We start from the raw sequence: 16,993 nt of genomic DNA, 5'->3' as shown, positions 1-16,993 counted from the left end.
GCGAGAGAAAAGGCAGCGCAAAGCAATAGGCTACATGATCCAGGCAAGCCTGTCCAATGGGGTCCAATAGTTTGCCGTCGGACCACCATCTCCGTCAAGGACCGACCCGGAATCTCCAGTGAGCAGATCGCTCACGAGACACCCGGCGCCCCTCTGGTACGGAGTTAGGAAGAGATTACAGTCCGGCGATCTCCTGGACCAGCCATCGGTCCCCGTTTCGGACCATCGTGAACCGGGTCCGGTTCAGGTCCACCCGGGGACTACCCTTCGTGATCGTGCTGGTGGTCGTCTGGTTGACGAAGATGATCAGCGTGACCCGGTCGGCGTCGCCGTCGCGGACCCCGACCTCGCGGACGTCGGCCTTCACCGTGGCCTTGGTCTTGGTGGCCAGCTCGCCGGCCACCTTCGCGGTCTCGTCGAACTTCGCGGCGAACTCCGGAGTCATCGTCGCGCGCGCGGCAGCGAAGCTTTTGTCCAGGTCACGGTAGTCGTAGCTGAGCGCTGTCTCGGCTGCCTTCCGGCCCGCCGCGGCCGCCTGGTTGCGGGCGTCCTCGGCCTGTTTGCCGTGCCACGCCTTGATCCCGAGCACCGCCGCGACGGTCAGGGTGAGTACGACGACGACGCCGAGCGCGGCCGTCAACGCTGCCCCCAGACCGCGCTTCTGCTCACTCTCCGTAGAGATTTCGGCAGGCGGCGACTTCTCCAGAGTACCCTCGGAGACGTCTTCTGTGGCCGGGGTCACATCCTCCGAACGAGGCTCCTCGACCAGATCGTCGACCAGTTCGTCCTCGGCAACGACCTGGGTCGGGGCGTCCGGCTGGTCCGGTTTCGCCGTACGGCGCTGACCGGCGATCCGTGGGCGGCTGCGGCGGTCCGGCATCAGCCCACCACCTGCAGGTCGGCGGTCAGCCAGCGGTCCTTCTCGCGGACCATGTCGAGCTTGATCCGGTACCGGCGCTGGACGCCCTCGGCCGAGGCCGTGTTCGTCACCACCGCGTTCACGATCACCAGCACCTGAGCGGAGTCCTTGTCGTTGGAGACGACGGCGGCTTCCTTGACGTCGCCCTTGGAGGTCGCCTTGTTCGTCACCACGTCCGTCTTCACCGCCGCGATCCCGGCCTCGAACTCCTGCTTGAACTGCCCGGTCGAGTCATCGGTCACGCGTTTGAAGTCCGCGTCCGACGTCTGGTAGTCGTACGTCGTGAAGTCCAGCGCCAACTGCCGCGCCGCCTTCATCGCGCCGTCGCGTTGCGAGTCGGCCGCCCGCTGCTTGCTCAGGGCGACCACCGACAGCGTCAGGCCGGCGATCGCCACCAGGAGCAGCACGCTGAGAGCCCAGGCCAGCACCAGCCGGCCGTTCCGTGCGATCACTTGCCGGTCACCGGTCCAAGGATGAGTGCCTTCCAGGAGTCGCTGCCGAGCAGCTCCTGCTGTCCGCCGGTCGAGCCGAGGATCATTCCCGGCATCCCGTCGGTCCCGCCCGCGGCACCGGTCGCCGGGTCGTACCCGAGCCCGTAGCCGGCCCGGTTCAGGTTCTCGCGCGACGACGGCGACGGCTTGTTCTGCGAGCCGCGCACGTTGATCCCGCTCGACGGCGGCGCCGTACAACCGGCCTTGCTGTTCGCCGGGGTGTCCTTGACGTCCTGCGGGACCCGCTTGTTCGTCCCGCCGTACCCGGGCCGGCAGGCCGGCGGCTGGAGCCCGATGACCAGCCCGAAGTGCGCGTCGTAGTGCCCCTCGGCGTTCTTGGCCGGTACGACGTACCCGCCCATCGACACCGCCGGGTACACCACGAACAGCTGCTCGACGGCGTCCAGCCGGACCGCGGTCAGTTCGCTCACCGTCAGCAGGTTACCGAGCAGCACCGCGACGGACGCACTGTTGTCCTGGATCAGGCCGGTGATCTGGGTGGAGGCGAGCGAACCCTGGTCGATCACCTTGCGCAGGTTGCTGTCCGAGCTGACCAGGGTGTCCGACAGCAGCGCCAGGTTCTTCGCCCAGGTCTTGATCGCGTCGCCGCTGGCCACCTGGGTGGCGAGCACGGTGTCGCCGTCGTTGATCAGCTTGATGGTCTGCAGCACGTTCGCGTCCGCGTCGTCGATCAGCTTGCCGGAGCTGTCGATGATCTTCTGCAGGTCGGTGCCCTTGCCCTTCAGCGCCGTCCCGAGCTCGCGCACGGTGGTCCGCAGGCTCTCCTTGTCGACCGAGTTCACCAGCTGGTCCAGGTTCAGCAGCAGCTCGGTGGTGTCGATCGGGATCGCGGTGTCCTTGCGGTCGATCTTCGAGTTGTCCTGCAGGTACGGCGCCCCGTCGCGGCGCGGCTGCAGGTCGACGTACTGCTCGCCGATCGCGGACCGGTTCGCGACCACCGCGAGCAGGTCGTTCGGGATCTTGAACTTCTTGTCGATGTCCATGTCGACCTGGACGCCGTCGTCGAGCAGCTTCAGCTGCCCGACCCGGCCGACCGGCTGGCCGCGGTACGTCACCTCGGCGCCCGCGAAGATGCCGCCGGACTCGACGAAGCTGGCGCTCACGGTGTAGTCGGTGTTGACGATCAGCTTGTCGATCTGGGCGTACTTCGCGCCGACGAACGCGACGCCGACGACGGTGATCAGCAGGAACACCATCAGCTGGATCCGGACCGCTCTGGTGATCATCCGACCACCCCCGGCATCAGTGCCTTGGCCAGGTCGGGATCGAACCCGGACCGGTTCAGCGTCGGCGAGCAGACCGGCAGCCCGAGCACGGTGATGCACGTCGTCGTGGTCCCGGTCGGGACCGGCAGCGACGGCAGCGCGCTGCCTTGCCCCGTCGGCAGGTGCACCGGGAGGCTGATCCGGCCGGTCGGCAGCGCGGTCGGGCCGACTGTCGGCAACTGGATCCCGAGCAGGTTGTCGAGCGCCTTCTTGGTGTTCACGTCGAGCGTGATCCCGAGGTTGGTGTAGTCACCCTTCGCGGCTTTGGCGGCCTGGTCCGGGAACGGATAGGTGAAGAGCAGCTCCAGCGACTTCGGCAGGTTCTCCCCCGCCTCGGCCAGCTTGGTCAGGATCGGGTACAGCGACTGCAAGTTGGCCACCAGGTCCTTCTGCGCGGACGTGATCACCCGGGTCGCGGTGTTGCCCAGCGTGGCCAGCGCCTGCAGCGTCTTGACCAGCGCGGCGCGCTGCTTGTCGAGGGTCGCGATCGACGTCGGCAGCGAGTCGATCGCGGTCGCCAGCGTCGCCTTCTGCGCGTTCAGCTTCTTGGCCAGCGCGTCGACCGACTTGATCGCGGTGATGATCCGCGTCTTGTTCTGGTCCAGGGTGCCGACGAACGTGTTCAGCTCGGTCAGCACGCTGCGGATGGCCGGCTCGTTGCCGGTCAGCGCCTTGTTCAGCTCCTGCGTGATGATCTGCAACTGCGCGACGCCGCCGCCGTTCAGCAGCAGCGAGAGCGCGGACAGGACTTCCTCGACCTCGACGTTGCTGGTGGTCCTGGACAGCGGGATCAGCTCGCCGTTGTCGAGCCTGCCGCGGGCCTTCTCGGACCCGGTCGGCCGGGCCAGCGAGACGAACTTCTCGCCCAGCAGGCTGGTCTGGCGGATCGTGGCGTGCGTGTTGTCCGGCAGTTCGAGGCTCTTCGGCAGCTTGATCCGCACCTTGGCGACGTACCCGTCCAGCCAGACCTTCTCGACCGTGCCGACGGTGACGTCGTCGACCTTCACCGACGACTTCGGCACCAGGTCCAGGACGTCGGCGAACTCGACGGTGACCGTGTACGACGGCCCCTTGATCTTCGCGCCACCCGGCAACGGCAGCGAGTAGACGGAGAAGTCACAGCCGCTCAGCAGCGTCGCAAGCGCGATCACTCCGGCGACAATCGACGTACGGCGTCTCATCGGACCAGCCCCCCGAGCGTCGGGTCGACAGGGTCGGGGCTGTTCAGCGGGGCCTTCGGCGTCGGCGCCCACGGCGTACCGGCCGGGCCGCCGCTGACCGGTGCGGTGCCGGTCAGCTGCTCGATCAGCGGAAGCTTGGCGAGCGCGTCGAGGACGGGCTTCAGCGTCGAGCACATCGACAGCGGCTGGTTCGCCTGCAGCAGCAGCGAGCAGACGAAGGTCGCCGGGTCGTCGAGCTGTGCCAGGTTGATGCGCTGGTCCAGCGTGCCGTACTGCGGGTTGTAGATCCGGGCCAGGTTGCCGAGGCCGAGCGGCGCGGTGTCGAGCACCTCGGCCAGCGCAGCCTTCTCGTTCACCAGGATCTGCGACAGCTTGGTGGCGCCGGTGACGGTGTTCTTCACCAGCGTCCGGTTCTCCTTGACGAACGTCGCGACCTCGCCGAGCGCGGTGGCGAGCAGCGACAGCGCCGTACCCAGGTCCTTGCGCTCGCCCGCCAGGGTGGTCGAGGTGGTGGCGAAGTTCGTGTTGAACTGCCGGACCAGCTGGTCGTTCGCGGCCAGCGCGGACACGAACGTCTGCAGCTGCCGGATCGTGTTGAACAGCGCCGACGAGTTGCCCGACAGCGTGCTGGTCAGCTTCGAGACGTCGGTGATGGTCTGGTTCAGCTTGGCGCCTTGGCCGTTCAGGTTCTTCGCCGAGACGTCCAGCAGGCGGGCCAGCGCGCCCTGGTCGTTCGCGCCCTTCGGCCCGAGCGCCACGGACAGGTCGTTGAGGCTCTGGTAGATCTGGTCGAGCTCCAGCGGTACGGCGGTGCGCTCGAGCGGGATCTGCGCGCCGTCGGCCATCACGGCGCCCTTGGAGTACGCCGGGGTGAGCTGCACGTACCGGTCCGCGACGATCGACGGCGAGGCGATCACCGCCTTCGCCTCGGCCGGCACCTTGTGCTTGGCCTCCCACCAGAACGTCACCCGCACGCTCCGGCCGGCCGGGGTGACGCTCTCCACCTCGCCGACCTTGACGCCGAGGATCCGGACGTCCGACCCCGGGTACACCGAGACCGCGCGCGGGAAGTACGCCGTCGCCGTCACCCGGTCGGGCCTCGGCCACAGTGACACGGCGCCGACCACGATGATCACCAGGACCACTGCCATCGCGATCAGCCGGGAAATCGCATTCACCCGCATCAGCCGCCACCTCCCAGGATCGGCGGCAGCCCGGTCGGCAGCACCTTGGGCAACGGGATCTCCGGGACCGGCGCCAGGTTCTGCACGTAGGTGTCGAACCACGGCCCGGTGCCGAGCGTGTTCGTGAAGACCCGGACGAACGGCGCGAGGCCCTTGATGCTCGCGTCCAGCGAGGTCTGGTTCTGCAGCAGTACGGCGAGCACCGCGTTCACCTTCTGCAGCGTCGGCCCGAGGTCCTTGCGGTTCTCGCGGACCAGCGCGGTGATCTGCGCGGACAGCTGCTGCGTCGACACCAGCAGCTGGTGGATCAGCGCCCGCCGGGCCTGTACGGCCTGGAAGACCTTGTTGCCGTCCTTCATCAGCTTGATCAGCTGCTGGTTGCGGTCGGCAAGCACCTTCGTGACCACGTTCGAGTGCTGCAGCAGCAGTTTGAGCTGCTCGTCGCGCTTGGCCACGTTCCGGGACAGCCGGGACAGGCCGGTCAGCGACGCCTGCACCTCTTCGGGCGTGTTCTTGAACGTCGCCGACAACGTGTCCAGGGCCTTCGCCAGCTGGGCGGTGTTGATCCGCTCGGTGGTGTTGGCCAGATCGGTGAAGGCGTCCACGACGTCGTACGCCGAGATCGTCCGGGCCAGCGGGATCTCGGAGCCCGGCTTGAGCTCGCCGGCGCCGGCCGGGTTGAGCTTCAGGTACTTCTGGCCGAGCAGGGTCTTGATCTTCATCTCGGCGCCGGTCTCGTCGCCGAGCTTCACGCCCTTGTCGACCACGAAGTCGACCCGGACGTGGGTGCCTTCGAGCTCGACGTCGCGGACCTTGCCGACGCGGACGCCGGCCACCCGGATCTCGTCGTTCGGCTTCAGGCCGCCGGCCTCGGAGAACTGCGCGGAGTACTTCGTCCCGCCGCCGATCAGCGGCAGGTCCTGCGCCTTGAACGCGGCCAGCATGATCAGCCCGATCACGGTCAGCCCGATTACGCCGATCGTCACCTGGTTCTGTTCCCGGAACGGCTTCACTTCTTGCACCTCGCCGAGTTCAGGTCGTAGGCGACCGGGATGCGGGTGCCGGTGGGCAGCGTGACGTTGCCGTCGAAGTTGCACAGGTAGAAGTTGAACCAGGAGCCGTACGACGCGGTGCGGGTCATCGTGTTCAGCTTCTCCGGCATGAACTGCAGCGTCTTCACCCAGATCGACTGGGTGTCGTCCAGTGTGGTCGCGACCGCGCGGAGTTTGTCCAGGTCGGCCTTGATCGGCACCCGGGTCTGCTGCAGCAGGCCGGCGGTCTTGGTGTTCAGCGAGTTGATCGAGGTCAGCGAGCTGAGGATCGGGTTGATGTCCTGGCTCAGCCCGGTGATGAACTGCTGCAGGTTGACGAGCAGCTGGGAGAAGTTCGCCTGCCGCTGGGAGACGATCTGCAGCGTCGAGGTCAGGTTCGTGATCAGGTCGCCGATCACCTGGTCGGCGTCGGCCAGCGTGGTGGTCAGCGAGGCCGTCTTGGCCAGCAGCGACTCGATCGTGCCGCCCTCCCCCTGCAGCACCTTGATCACCTCGAACGCGAACTGGTTCACGTCCGCGGGGGTGAGCGCGGTGAACAGCGGCTTGAAGCCGTTGAACAGCACCGACAGGTCGAGCGCGGGCGTCGTGCGTTCCTTCGGGATGACGCCGTTCTTCTTCAGCCGTTCGCCGCCGCCGATGCCGTCGGTGAGCGCGACGTACCGGTTGCCGACCAGGTTGCGGTAGCGCAGCGTCGCATGCGTCGAGGTGTCGATCACCTGGTCGGAGTCGACGCTGATCGTCACCATCGCCAACGTGTTCTGGTACAGGGCGATCTTGTCGACCTGCCCGACCTTCACCCCGGCGATCCGGACGTCGTCGCCCTGGTTCAGCCCGACCGCGTCGGTGAACACGGCTTTGTACTTCGTCGTCGGGTTGAAGCTGATGTTCCCGATCGTCACCGCCAGCAGCGCGGTCGCGATTGTCGTGACCACCACGAAGATCCCGAGCCGGACGGTGTCGAACGTGGTCTTCTTGTCGAAGAAGCTCATTTGAGGTTCACCTGCCCGCCGCGGAGGAGGGGCCCGACCATCAGGGTCGTCAGATCCGGTACGTCGTTCGCGGCGACGCCCATCTCCGGGCCGACGACCGAGTCGATGACCTTCTGCTCGTCCGGCGAGCCAACGCCCTGCGTGTCCATCGCGAACCCCGGCATCGCCCGGTTCAGCTGCAGGTTCAGCGGGAAGCGCTGGTTCTTGTTGTGGTCGCCGATCACGCCGTCGTCACCGGTGACGTACGGCGCCGGGTTCTCCTGGTTGTACGGACCGGGCTTCTCGCCGGGGACGCTGTAGTTCTTCCCGACACAGGTCGGTCCGCGGTGGTCCTTGTACACCGGCAACTCGTTCGGCTCGTACGGCGTCGGCTGGTTGGTGATCAACTCGAGGTTGATGTTCAGCCGGCCGTCGCGGAACGTGTCGTTCAGGATCGGGGCCGTTTCCGTCATCACCTGGAGGAAGCACGGCACCTCGGGCGAGTACCGCTCCAGCAGGTCGAGGATGGGGCGGGTGACCTGGCCGAGCCGGATCACCCTGTCCTCGTTGGCCTTCAGGAACGTGTCCCCGGTCGTTGACAGGTTCTGCACGTCGACGAAGAACTGCTGCAGCTGCTTCTGCTTCTCGACGACCGTGTTGCCGGTGATCGTCAGGTTCCGCAGGGCGCGGACCAGGTCCGGCGTCGCGTCGCCGTACAGATCGGCGACCTGGGTGAGCTTGGCAAGCGCGTCCATCAGCTTCGGGACGTGCGGGTTCAGCTTCTTCAGGTACCCGTCGAGCTGCGTGAGGGTGCCGGCGATCTCGGCGCCGCGGCCCTCGAGCGCGGTCGCGAGCGTGTTCAGCGTGGCGTTCAGGTCGGCCGGGTCGACCGCCTGGAGCAGCGGCAGCGCGTCGTTCAGCACCTTCTCGATCTCGATGCCGACCGCGGTCTTGTCCCGGCTGATCACGTCACCCGACTTGATGTGCGCGCCTTCTGTCCCGCTCGGCGGGACGAGCGCGACGTACTTCTCGCCGAACAGCGTCTTCGGCAGGATCCGGGCGCTGACCGCGGCGGAGATCTCGTTCACCTGGTCCGGCTTGAGCGCCAGGTCGACGGTCGCCTCGTCACCATCGGTGGACACGCCGCGGACCTCGCCGACGATGATGCCGCGCAGCTTCACGTCCGCGTGCTCGTTGAGCTGCAGACCGATGTGGCTGGTCTTGAGCTCGACGTCCACGGTCTTCGTGAAAACCTTGGCGTAGAACGCGTACGTCAGCCACAGCAGGAACACCAGGACGCCGATGAACGCGACGCCCAGCACCTTGTGCGAGATCAGCTTGGTCATCCGGCCAACCTCACCGTGGTCGTCGTACCCCAGATGGCCATCGACAGCAGCAGGTCGACGACGTTGATCACGACGATGGACGTCCGTACGGCGCGTCCGACGGCGACGCCCACACCGGCGGGGCCGCCGCTCGCGTGGTAGCCGTGGTAGCAGTGCACCAGGATCACGAGGACCGAGAACACCAGCACCTTGCCGAACGACCAGAGCACGTCTCCGGGTGGCAGGAACAGGTGGAAGTAATGGTCGTACGTGCCCGTGCTCTGCCCGTAGAACGTGGTGACGGTGAGTCTCGTCGCGAAGTACGAGGAGAGCAGGCCGACGACGTACAGCGGGATCACCGCGACCAGGCCGGCGATGATCCGGGTGGTGACCAGGAACGGCAGCGACGGGATCGCCATCACCTCGAGGGCGTCGATCTCCTCGCTGATCCGCATCGCGCCGAGCTGCGCGGTGAAACCGCAGCCGACGGTCGCGGCGAGCGCGATCCCGGCGATCAGCGGGCCGATCTCGCGGGTGTTGATGTACGCCGACACGAAGCCGGCGAACGCCGACGTACCGATCTGGTTCAGCGCCGAGTAGCCCTGCAGACCGACCTCGGTGCCGGTGAAGAACGCCAGGAACGTGATCACGCCGACGGTGCCGCCGATCACCGCGAGCGCGCCGCTGCCGAGCGTGACCTCCGCGAGCAGCCGGAGGATCTCCTTGCGGTACCGGGTGACGGACTTGCCGGACCAGGCCAGCGCCTTGATGTAGAAGGCGAGCTGCTCACCGAGGTGGTCGAGCGAGTTCAGCGGCTTCTTGACCAGCACGTCCATGAGGGCCGACACGTCAGGCCCCCTTCGGCGGAACGAGCTGGAAGTAGATCGCGGTCATCGAGAAGTTCGCGACGAACAGCAGCATGAACGTGATGACGACCGACTGGTTCACCGCGTCGCCGACACCCTTCGGGCCGCCGCCCGCGTTGCAGCCCTTGTACGACGCGACGACCGCGGCGATGAACCCGAAGACCAGCGCCTTCGCCTGCCCCTGCCACAGGTCGGGAAGATGCGCGAGCGCGGTGAAGCTCGCGATGTAACTACCGGGTGTGCCGTCCTGGAGGACGACGTTGAAGACGTAGCCGCCCATCACGCCGACCACGCTGACGAAACCGTTCAGGAAGAACGCGACCAGCATCGTCGCCAGCACCCGCGGTACGACGAGACGCTGGATCGGGTCGATACCGAGCACCATCATCGCGTCCAGCTCTTCGCGGATCTTGCGCGAGCCGAGGTCCGCGCAGATCGCCGAGCCGCCGGCCCCGGCGATCAGCAGCGCGGTCGCGATCGGCGACGCCTCCCGTACGACGGCCAGCACCGCAGCGGATCCGGTGAAGGCCTGCGCGCCGAACTGCTTGATCAGGCCGCCGACCTGCAGCGCGATCACGGCACCGAACGGGATCGCGACCAGCGCGGTCGGGATGATCGTCACGCTCGCGACGAACCAGGCCTGCTGGAGGAACTCCTTCACCTGGAACGGCCGCCGGAACGTGGCCCGGCCCGTGTCGAGCGCGAAGGCGAACAGCGAACCTGCCTGCTTCAGCGGGGCGGTAGCAGATACGGTCACCTGGCCCCCACTGTCGAAGTGGCGAACGAACCCGGCGGCGGGGTGATGCCGTGCTCCCGGCACCATGCGCCCGGCTCCCGCTGGGTCGGCCGGAGCATGCCGCTGCTGGGCAGCTGCTGGATCGGGATCGGCGGCAGCGGCGGCAGCTCCTGGCCGGCCTCGGCGGCCAGCTCGTCGGCGTCCTTCTCCTCGGACATGCCGATCGGGCCGACCATCTGCGCGTTCAGGAACTGGCGGACCACCGGCTCCTCGCTGGACAGCAGCATCTCCCGCGGGCCGAACATGGCCAGGTGCCGGTGGTAGAGCATGCCGATGTTGTCCGGCACGGTGCGCGCGGTGTTGACGTCGTGCGTGACGATCAGGAACGTCGGGCTGAACGCCTCGTTCAGGTCGATCATCACCTGGTTCAGGAACGACGTACGCACCGGGTCCAGGCCGGAGTCGGGCTCGTCGACGAGGAGGATCTGCGGATCCAGCACCAGCGCGCGGGCCAGGCCGGCCCGCTTGCGCATCCCGCCGGAGATCTCGCCGGGCAGCTTCTTCTCCGCGCCCACCAGGCCGACCATCTCCATCTTCTCCATCACGATGGAGCGGATGTCGGACTCGGACTTCTTGGTGTGCTCGCGGAGCGGGAACGCCACGTTGTCGTACAGGTTCATCGAGCCGAACATCGCGCCGTCCTGGAACAGCACGCCGAACAGCCGCCGTACGTCGTACAGCTCGCGCTCGCTGCAGGTGGCGATATCGGTGCCCTCGATGTACACGTGACCCTTGTCGGGCTTGAGCAGACCGATCAGCGTCTTCAGGAACACGGACTTGCCGGTACCGGACGGGCCGAGCATCACGCAGATCTCACCGGCCGGCAGCGTCAGGGACACGTCGCCCCAGATCAGCTGGCTACCGAAGGATTTGGTGAGACCTTCGACGCGGACTTCTACGCCCACCGGCCCTCCTCACGGGAATGTCTGCTGGCCCCGACCGACGACGTTCTGCCGTCCCAACGACGGGGCAGTGGCCCAGGTTACGCACGAGTACGGTTTTGCGTAACCCCTGAAAGTCAAGCGATTGCGATCCTAGCCAGACCGATACGCGCGAAGGGCGGCCTCCCGCGGGAGACCGCCCTTCTCAACACATTCGTTACGTCCCTTGACGGAACGTAAGCAGGAGGGTGCCCGGGAACTCCGCGCAGTAGGCGGGGAGTTCCCGGGTGCCCTCCTAAATCACTTCAGGGTGACGGTGGCCCCGGCGCCCTCGAGGGCCTCCTTGGCCTTCTCCGCGGCAGCCTTGTCGACCTTCTCCAGGATCGCCTTGGGGGCCGACTCGACGAGGTCCTTGGCCTCCTTCAGGCCGAGGCTCGTGAGACCGCGCACCTCCTTGATGACCTGGATCTTCTTGTCGCCGGCCGACTCGAGGACGACGTCGAACTCGTCCTGCTCCGCGGCCTCTTCGGCAGCGGCAGCCGGCGCGCCCGGAGCAGCGGCAACGGCGACCGGGGCGGCGGCGGTGACGCCGAACTCCTCCTCGAACGCCTTAACGAACTCCGACAGCTCCAGCAGGGTCAGTTCCTTGAACTGGCCGAGGAGCTCTTCGGTGCTGAGCTTCGCCATGGTGGCGGTCCTTCCTAACAATGGTGCTTGGTGATCACTGATGGGGGTGTTGCGTGAGCTGCCTCAGCTGTCCGCTGCGGCAGTCTCCTCGGTGCTCGCCTCGGCAGGTGCCTCGACCGTGTCCTGGACGGTGTCCTGAACCGTGTCCTGGACGTCCGCCACTGCGTCCTGCACAGGGGCGGCGGGCAACTTGTCCTGCAGCGCCGCGAACAGGCGCGCGGCCTGCGACAGCGGAGCAGCGAACAGCGACACCGCTTGCTGCGGGGCCGCCTTCATCGCACCTGCGAGCTTCGCGAGGAGGACCTCACGCGACTCCAGGTCAGCGAGCTTGCTGATCTCGTCAGAGCCGAGTGCCTTACCGTCCAGCACTCCACCCTTGATGACGAGCAGGGGATTCGCCTTGGCGAAGTCACGCAGACCCTTGGCCGCAACCACCGGGTCGCCCTTGATGAAGGCGATTGCCGAGGGACCTTCGAGCAGCGAGTCGAACGAGTCGACTCCCGCATCCTTGGCCGCGATCTTGGTCAGCGTGTTCTTCACCACGGCGTAGTTCACGTCGTCACCGAGCGAAACTCGCAATTGCTTGAGCTGCGCAACGGTGAGACCGCGGTACTCGGTCAGCACGGCGCCGTTGGAGCTACGGAACTCGTCCGTCAGCTCCGCGACAGCGGCTGCCTTGTCCGGCCTCGCCATGGGGGTCTCCTTCTTTCGGCTTCCACGCCTAAGACCCCTGACAATGAAAAACGCCCCTGCGCAGGCGCAAGGGGCGTGAACATACAGATGTCACTATCCAAGTCACCTACGCGGGCCGCCCACCTGAGTGGGACCTTCAGCTACCTAGGGCAGCAACCAGCGGTCTTCGGCTCGATAACAGTATCAACGTCTAGCTTGACAACCAAATCGGTTGTCAAGCCGACTGTTCTGCTCGCGGATGCGGCGGGATCCAGCGGTGCATCGCCGTCGCGGCAGCCCACCCCGTCCCCGCCATGATCACGATCGCCGGAGCCAGCCCCAGCGCCGCTGTCGCGCCGGCCAGCAGCAGGGGTCCGGCGCCGTTGCCGGTGTCGGCGAACAGTCTGAACGCCCCCAAGAACTGCGCCCGCCCGACCGGCGGCGAGGCGTCCGCTCCGAGCGTCATAATCACCCCGGCGCCCAGGCCGTTCCCGATCCCCATCAGCAAAGCGACCGCGGTCAGCGTGACCGTCGTATGCGTCAACGGCAGCAGCAGATGCGCCAGCCCCAGTACGATCATCGACGGTACGGCGACCCACTTGCGACCGAGCCGGTCCATCACCGAACCGGCCGGATAGAACAGCAGCATGTCCACCGCACCGGACAGTCCGAAGATGATGCTGGTCGTCTGCGCGTCCAGTCCGATGTGCAGCGCCCACAGCGGGATCACCACCTGTCGCGACGCCCGCACCGCGCCGACAAGCAACGCTCCGACACCGAGAGTCCGCAGTACCGGGAAGTGGTCGCGGATGACACCCCAGGTGGACTGTGCCGCGATCGGTCCTCTGCCGCGCCGGTTCGCGACGTCCGGCAGGCTCACCAGGACCGCACAGGCGAGAAGTGCGGCCACCAGGTGCACCCAGTACGCGCCGTCCGTACCGAGGAACTTCATCGCGCCCGCACCGAGGAACGGGCCGATGAACGAGCCGATGCGTTGGACGCCGCCCAGTGTGGACAGTGCGCGGGCCCGCAGCGCGATCGGTACGGCCTCACTCAGGTAGGCCTGTCGGGCGAGGCCCCAGACCGCACCAGCCAGCCCGGTGCAGCCGATGGCGATGGCCAGGCCCCAGACCGTTGGAACTACCAGACAGGCAGCCAGTGCGACCGCAACGAGGACAGTGGCGGACAGCATCGCGCTGCGCTCGCCAATGCGGTTGGTGAGTGCGCCAGCTGGGATGTCGCCGATCACCTGGCCCAGTCCGGCTGCCGCAACGACCAGACCGGCTACGGCGACAGAGGCACCCAGGTGCGTGGCCGACAGCGCTACGACGGGTGCGATCGCTCCCTGACCGATTCCGTACAGCAAAGCGGGCAGATAGACCGCAGGTGCGATTTTCCAGAGGCTACGGGCCTGTGACATCACCGGCCGCCGGCCAGCGCCGTACTGCGGTCCCGGGCGACCGGGGTGGCCCCCAGCAACTCCGACACCGACCAGGCACCTTCGGCGACCCGCATCCCGTACTCCTCCATCCGCTCGACCGGCATCCGCATCTCGGGGCCGGACACACTCAGACAACCGGCGACCTCACCGGAGTAGCCGAACACCGGCGCTGCGACGCTGCAGATCCCCGGCGTCCGCTCGGTCCGCGACATCGCGTACCCGCGCCGGCGGATCACCGCGAACTGCTCCGCGAGCACCTCCGGGTCGGTGATGGTCGCGGGCAGCACCTGCTCGAGCGGGCCCTTCAGTACCTCCTGCTGCCGCTCGAACGGCAGGAACGCCAGCAACGCCTTCCCCGGTGCACCAAGCGGCAGCGCCACCGGCAGGCCGAACTCCGTGTAGGTACGGCGCAACTGGTGATGGCTCTCGACCTGGTCGAGCACGACACGCTGCCCTGACGGGAGCAACTCGTGCACGGCCGCGGTCTCCCCTGTGTCATCGCGGAGTGCACGCAGCACCGGCAGGGCAGCATCATGCAGTCCGGCCGGAATCCCACCGCTGTGCGCCAACTGCACGACCAGCGGACCGATCGCGTACCGCCGGTGGGCGGTCTGCCGCACAAGCCCGTTCTCCTGCATCGCCAGCAACAGCCGATGCACAGTGCTCGTAGACAGACCGGTCGCCCGCGCCAGGTCACTGATCCCCAGGTCCGGCGTCCGCGCATCAAAGCACCGAAGGATCGCCACAGCCCGATCAATCGACTGCACCGAACCCCGAACTTCCTGCATGGTGAAACCATATCCCACGATACGGGAAGACTGTCGAGCCATCTGGAAACTGTGGTCAACCCACGCGGTGCTACGCACGGCTCCTCCGTCGCCGCACTACGCGCCGGTCCCACCCACCCGTTTGCGCGCGGCTGGCGCCGCTCAGCGTGCGGCTACCGCCGCCAAACGACCGCCCCGTGCTTGTCGCAGACTCCGCTACGTCGCCGCGGCTGTCGAGGCGGTGGCGGCCGCGGGGAGGATCAAATCCGCGAGGATCCGGAAGTACGTGCGGGTTTTCGATCGCCGGCTGAACGAGTTCGGACCTCAGCGGTCGATCACGGAATTTCGTGAGCGCGCCCGCACGCTGGTGGCTGTGGCTTCCTGATCGTCAGGTGCCCGGCGTCCAGGAGCGTGGCGCGTCAGGATCGCGGAGCGAGGCGACGCGGATGGTCGCTTCGTTTCTGAGCCGTGGTTCGCGGCTCAGACGGCTGAGCAGCCAGGTGGTCATGCGGAACTCGCGGAGCGCAGCGTAGGTGCCGAAGCCCGACCAGCTACGAACGTCCCAGCCGTAGGCCTCGACGAAGGCGTCGTATTCGGGACCCGAATACCAGCCCAAGCGCTGGTAGACGGCTGGCACGACTAGGTCCCACTCGCGTGGGCCGAGGCTGAAGCGCTCGAGGTCGAGCAGCAAGGCTCTGCCGTCACTGCCGCGGATCGCGTTCTTGCGGTTCGCGTCCCCGTGGATCACGCAGATCGGCAGTCCTTCGCTCACGCGTGTGTAGTCGGCCTTGAGTTCTACAAGTCGTTCGGCGAGGAAACCTCGGTCGCTCGCGTTCAGCCCAGGCTCGGCGGCGGCGAGGTGCTCATCCAGGCGCACGAACGGATCCAGTGCCGGGATGTCGAAGTTCTTCGGTACCGGCAATGTGTGCAATCGACGCAGCAACTCCGCGAGTTCCGCCGTACTGGCCTCGGATGCTTCAAGAACCTCGTGCCACAAGGTGACGACGTGGCCGTCGACGGCGAACGGCTGCTGGATCGACTCCAGTGGCTTCACTACCGGCATGCCCTGAGTCGCGAGCCATCGCGCGGTCCGAACCTCGCCCAGCGCCCGCTCGCCCGCTGCGGATGCCGCTATCCGAGCTACCGTCTGCCGAGGCAGGCGAAAGACCGCGTTGTCGGCGATCGGGCCCAGCAACTCGATCTCGCTCGCGTCGAGCCCTAGCCCCGCAGCGACCGCCCGGACCACCGTGAACGCCGCCTCGCGATCAACTGCCATACGAGCAGTCTTTCATCCGCCCGCCGGCTCGCACGGTGACTCTGGCGCTTGGGGTGTTTGTGGAGGGGATGGCTGGATCGGCCTCGCAGCACCTAGGGTGACTGACGAACTACTTTTCGTCGTGTCGTTCCGACGTGGGGCGAGCCTGAGCGGAGGCTGAGGTTGTCCGAGCTTCGAGGTCGTCGTGATCGTGGTGACGACGACGGCGACTCGCGGGATGGGCGAACGCCTGGCGATGGCACAAGCACCTGACCGTCGTGACGGTGATCGACCTGATCGACCGTCGGATCTGAAGGCTGGTGACTCATCTGACAGTTCGCCAGCTCGTCGAACTGAACGTGAGACATCGGGCTCGCTCACTCCCCCTGAGAATCTCAACCGGTACCTGGACGAGTTGTACTGGCCTGGTTACTCGGCTCGGGCTGAGCAAGACCACCCATCGCCGGGAACTGCCGATGGACAACATGGCGAGCGGGACGCCGACGGACGTTCGGTCGCAAGTCGAGAGCCGGACCAAGCAGGCGTCGGTGCCGCTTCCAAGACAACGGCGGATGCGACTGCCGAGCAGAAGGATCCCTTCGCGTCGTACCCACCGGAGATGGCCCGAATCTCGCGCGCAGCGTGCCGACTGGATCAAGGCACGTGATGAGGGTCGCGATCTGGCCGGGATCCCGGAGCCCGCTGCCGAGCGAATCCCAACGTTCGAGGGTGGGAGCATCGAGTTTCGGTTCCGCCCCAATCCAGCCTTCGGACGATTTGAAGTCAGTACGATGTTCGTCGTTCCACCGAGAGATGAGAGCTGAGGTCTGAGCGCTATGCCCCAGATCGCCAAGTACTGGCTTCGTGATGGCGGCGGTCCGTTCGCGACCTTCCTGGTCGTTGTGGACACCTACTATCACCCAGAGGTTCGGAACGAGAACTTCGACGCTCTGATCCATCGAGCGCGCGCCAACCGGCCGGACGACGATCAGATGGCGACTTTCAAGTCCGAACTTGCACAGCTCTTGCAAGGTGAGCGCCACGGTCTCCATCCAGCCGCGATCAGTACCGCGGCGCAGTATGACGAATGGAACACCGACGATGAGTTCCTGGCCTGGCTGTGGCACGAGCTCTATCCGAGCGAGCCAATACCCGCGCCATAGCAGGGCGGGCCTCATCTCATCGCGACCGGACGCAACACCACCGAGATCCGGGCGAAGGA

At 66.8% G+C, this 16,993-nt stretch carries 17 protein-coding genes; 1 reads left to right on the top strand and 16 read right to left on the bottom strand.

The window, feature by feature from the left end:
• Positions 1-175: 175 nt before the first annotated feature.
• The 16 genes from ACWF0M_RS21875 to ACWF0M_RS21800 all read right to left on the bottom strand — a co-directional run bounded on the left by ACWF0M_RS21875 (position 176) and on the right by ACWF0M_RS21800 (position 15,792).
• Complete coding sequence (locus ACWF0M_RS21875) at positions 176-880, bottom strand: hypothetical protein (RefSeq protein ID WP_452237525.1); 705 nt, start codon at positions 878-880, stop codon at positions 176-178.
• Entirely contained in the window at positions 880-1,371 is a 492-nt protein-coding gene (locus ACWF0M_RS21870; RefSeq protein WP_452237524.1) for a hypothetical protein, read from the bottom strand. Before ACWF0M_RS21870 ends, ACWF0M_RS21875 begins: the two co-directional genes overlap by 1 nt.
• Complete coding sequence (locus ACWF0M_RS21865) at positions 1,368-2,657, bottom strand: MCE family protein (protein WP_452237523.1); 1,290 nt, start codon at positions 2,655-2,657, stop codon at positions 1,368-1,370. Before ACWF0M_RS21865 ends, ACWF0M_RS21870 begins: the two co-directional genes overlap by 4 nt.
• On the bottom strand, positions 2,654-3,877 hold the full coding sequence (locus tag ACWF0M_RS21860) for an MCE family protein (protein WP_452237522.1): 1,224 nt from the start codon (positions 3,875-3,877) through the stop codon (positions 2,654-2,656). Before ACWF0M_RS21860 ends, ACWF0M_RS21865 begins: the two co-directional genes overlap by 4 nt.
• Positions 3,874-5,061, bottom strand: coding sequence for an MCE family protein (locus ACWF0M_RS21855; protein ID WP_452237521.1), 1,188 nt, complete (start codon positions 5,059-5,061; stop codon positions 3,874-3,876). The genes ACWF0M_RS21860 and ACWF0M_RS21855 overlap by 4 nt, the downstream gene beginning before the upstream one ends.
• The gene (locus ACWF0M_RS21850) at positions 5,061-6,074 is read right to left on the bottom strand and encodes an MCE family protein (protein ID WP_452237520.1); all 1,014 of its coding nucleotides are present in this window, start codon (positions 6,072-6,074) and stop codon (positions 5,061-5,063) included. The genes ACWF0M_RS21855 and ACWF0M_RS21850 overlap by 1 nt, the downstream gene beginning before the upstream one ends.
• Positions 6,071-7,102: an MCE family protein gene (locus tag ACWF0M_RS21845; RefSeq protein WP_452237519.1), complete on the bottom strand. Its 1,032-nt coding sequence runs from the start codon at positions 7,100-7,102 to the stop codon at positions 6,071-6,073. Before ACWF0M_RS21845 ends, ACWF0M_RS21850 begins: the two co-directional genes overlap by 4 nt.
• Positions 7,099-8,427 (bottom strand): MCE family protein, encoded by a 1,329-nt coding sequence (locus tag ACWF0M_RS21840; protein WP_452237518.1) that lies wholly within the window; start codon positions 8,425-8,427, stop codon positions 7,099-7,101. The genes ACWF0M_RS21845 and ACWF0M_RS21840 overlap by 4 nt, the downstream gene beginning before the upstream one ends.
• On the bottom strand, positions 8,424-9,242 hold the full coding sequence (locus tag ACWF0M_RS21835) for an MlaE family ABC transporter permease (RefSeq protein ID WP_452237570.1): 819 nt from the start codon (positions 9,240-9,242) through the stop codon (positions 8,424-8,426). Before ACWF0M_RS21835 ends, ACWF0M_RS21840 begins: the two co-directional genes overlap by 4 nt.
• Positions 9,243-9,255: 13 nt before the next feature.
• Complete coding sequence (locus ACWF0M_RS21830) at positions 9,256-10,029, bottom strand: MlaE family ABC transporter permease (protein WP_130384661.1); 774 nt, start codon at positions 10,027-10,029, stop codon at positions 9,256-9,258.
• On the bottom strand, positions 10,026-10,973 hold the full coding sequence (locus tag ACWF0M_RS21825; protein WP_452237517.1) for an ABC transporter ATP-binding protein: 948 nt from the start codon (positions 10,971-10,973) through the stop codon (positions 10,026-10,028). The genes ACWF0M_RS21830 and ACWF0M_RS21825 overlap by 4 nt, the downstream gene beginning before the upstream one ends.
• A gap of 276 nt (positions 10,974-11,249) precedes the next feature.
• Positions 11,250-11,636: a 50S ribosomal protein L7/L12 gene (gene rplL, locus ACWF0M_RS21820; protein ID WP_133789427.1), complete on the bottom strand. Its 387-nt coding sequence runs from the start codon at positions 11,634-11,636 to the stop codon at positions 11,250-11,252.
• Between the two features lie 63 nt (positions 11,637-11,699).
• The gene (rplJ, locus tag ACWF0M_RS21815; RefSeq protein ID WP_130384664.1) at positions 11,700-12,329 is read right to left on the bottom strand and encodes a 50S ribosomal protein L10; all 630 of its coding nucleotides are present in this window, start codon (positions 12,327-12,329) and stop codon (positions 11,700-11,702) included.
• A 214-nt stretch (positions 12,330-12,543) separates the two neighbouring features.
• A complete protein-coding gene (locus tag ACWF0M_RS21810; RefSeq protein WP_452237516.1) occupies positions 12,544-13,728 on the bottom strand; it encodes an MFS transporter in 1,185 nt (394 codons plus the stop codon).
• On the bottom strand, positions 13,728-14,537 hold the full coding sequence (locus ACWF0M_RS21805; protein WP_452237515.1) for an IclR family transcriptional regulator: 810 nt from the start codon (positions 14,535-14,537) through the stop codon (positions 13,728-13,730). Before ACWF0M_RS21805 ends, ACWF0M_RS21810 begins: the two co-directional genes overlap by 1 nt.
• 367 nt (positions 14,538-14,904) lie before the next feature.
• Entirely contained in the window at positions 14,905-15,792 is an 888-nt protein-coding gene (locus ACWF0M_RS21800) for a phosphotransferase family protein (protein ID WP_452237514.1), read from the bottom strand.
• Between the two features lie 815 nt (positions 15,793-16,607).
• On the opposite strand from ACWF0M_RS21800, the gene ACWF0M_RS21795 reads away from it, so the two are divergent.
• Positions 16,608-16,934, top strand: coding sequence for a hypothetical protein (locus ACWF0M_RS21795; protein WP_452237513.1), 327 nt, complete (start codon positions 16,608-16,610; stop codon positions 16,932-16,934).
• Positions 16,935-16,993: the final 59 nt, after the last annotated feature.

The sequence above is a fragment of the Kribbella sp. NPDC055110 genome (genome assembly GCF_053607525.1).
The sequence above is the reverse complement of the archived record's forward strand: the minus strand, read 5'-3'. Positions and strand labels throughout refer to the sequence as shown.

Excerpts from the sequence above, each read along its gene's own strand:
- rplL (WP_133789427.1), bottom strand. The coding sequence starts at position 11,636 with ATGGCGAAGCTCAGCACCGAAGAGCTCCTCGGCCAGTTCAAGGAACTG.
- ACWF0M_RS21855 (WP_452237521.1), bottom strand. The coding sequence starts at position 5,061 with ATGCGGGTGAATGCGATTTCCCGGCTGATCGCGATGGCAGTGGTCCTG.
- ACWF0M_RS21810 (WP_452237516.1), bottom strand. The coding sequence starts at position 13,728 with ATGTCACAGGCCCGTAGCCTCTGGAAAATCGCACCTGCGGTCTATCTG.
- ACWF0M_RS21860 (WP_452237522.1), bottom strand. The coding sequence starts at position 3,877 with ATGAGACGCCGTACGTCGATTGTCGCCGGAGTGATCGCGCTTGCGACG.
- ACWF0M_RS21845 (WP_452237519.1), bottom strand. The coding sequence starts at position 7,102 with ATGAGCTTCTTCGACAAGAAGACCACGTTCGACACCGTCCGGCTCGGG.
- ACWF0M_RS21840 (WP_452237518.1), bottom strand. The coding sequence starts at position 8,427 with ATGACCAAGCTGATCTCGCACAAGGTGCTGGGCGTCGCGTTCATCGGC.
- rplJ (WP_130384664.1), bottom strand. The coding sequence starts at position 12,329 with ATGGCGAGGCCGGACAAGGCAGCCGCTGTCGCGGAGCTGACGGACGAG.
- ACWF0M_RS21875 (WP_452237525.1), bottom strand. The coding sequence starts at position 880 with ATGCCGGACCGCCGCAGCCGCCCACGGATCGCCGGTCAGCGCCGTACG.
- ACWF0M_RS21835 (WP_452237570.1), bottom strand. The coding sequence starts at position 9,242 with ATGGACGTGCTGGTCAAGAAGCCGCTGAACTCGCTCGACCACCTCGGT.
- ACWF0M_RS21800 (WP_452237514.1), bottom strand. The coding sequence starts at position 15,792 with ATGGCAGTTGATCGCGAGGCGGCGTTCACGGTGGTCCGGGCGGTCGCT.
- ACWF0M_RS21805 (WP_452237515.1), bottom strand. The coding sequence starts at position 14,537 with ATGCAGGAAGTTCGGGGTTCGGTGCAGTCGATTGATCGGGCTGTGGCG.
- ACWF0M_RS21795 (WP_452237513.1), top strand. The coding sequence starts at position 16,608 with ATGCCCCAGATCGCCAAGTACTGGCTTCGTGATGGCGGCGGTCCGTTC.
- ACWF0M_RS21865 (WP_452237523.1), bottom strand. The coding sequence starts at position 2,657 with ATGATCACCAGAGCGGTCCGGATCCAGCTGATGGTGTTCCTGCTGATC.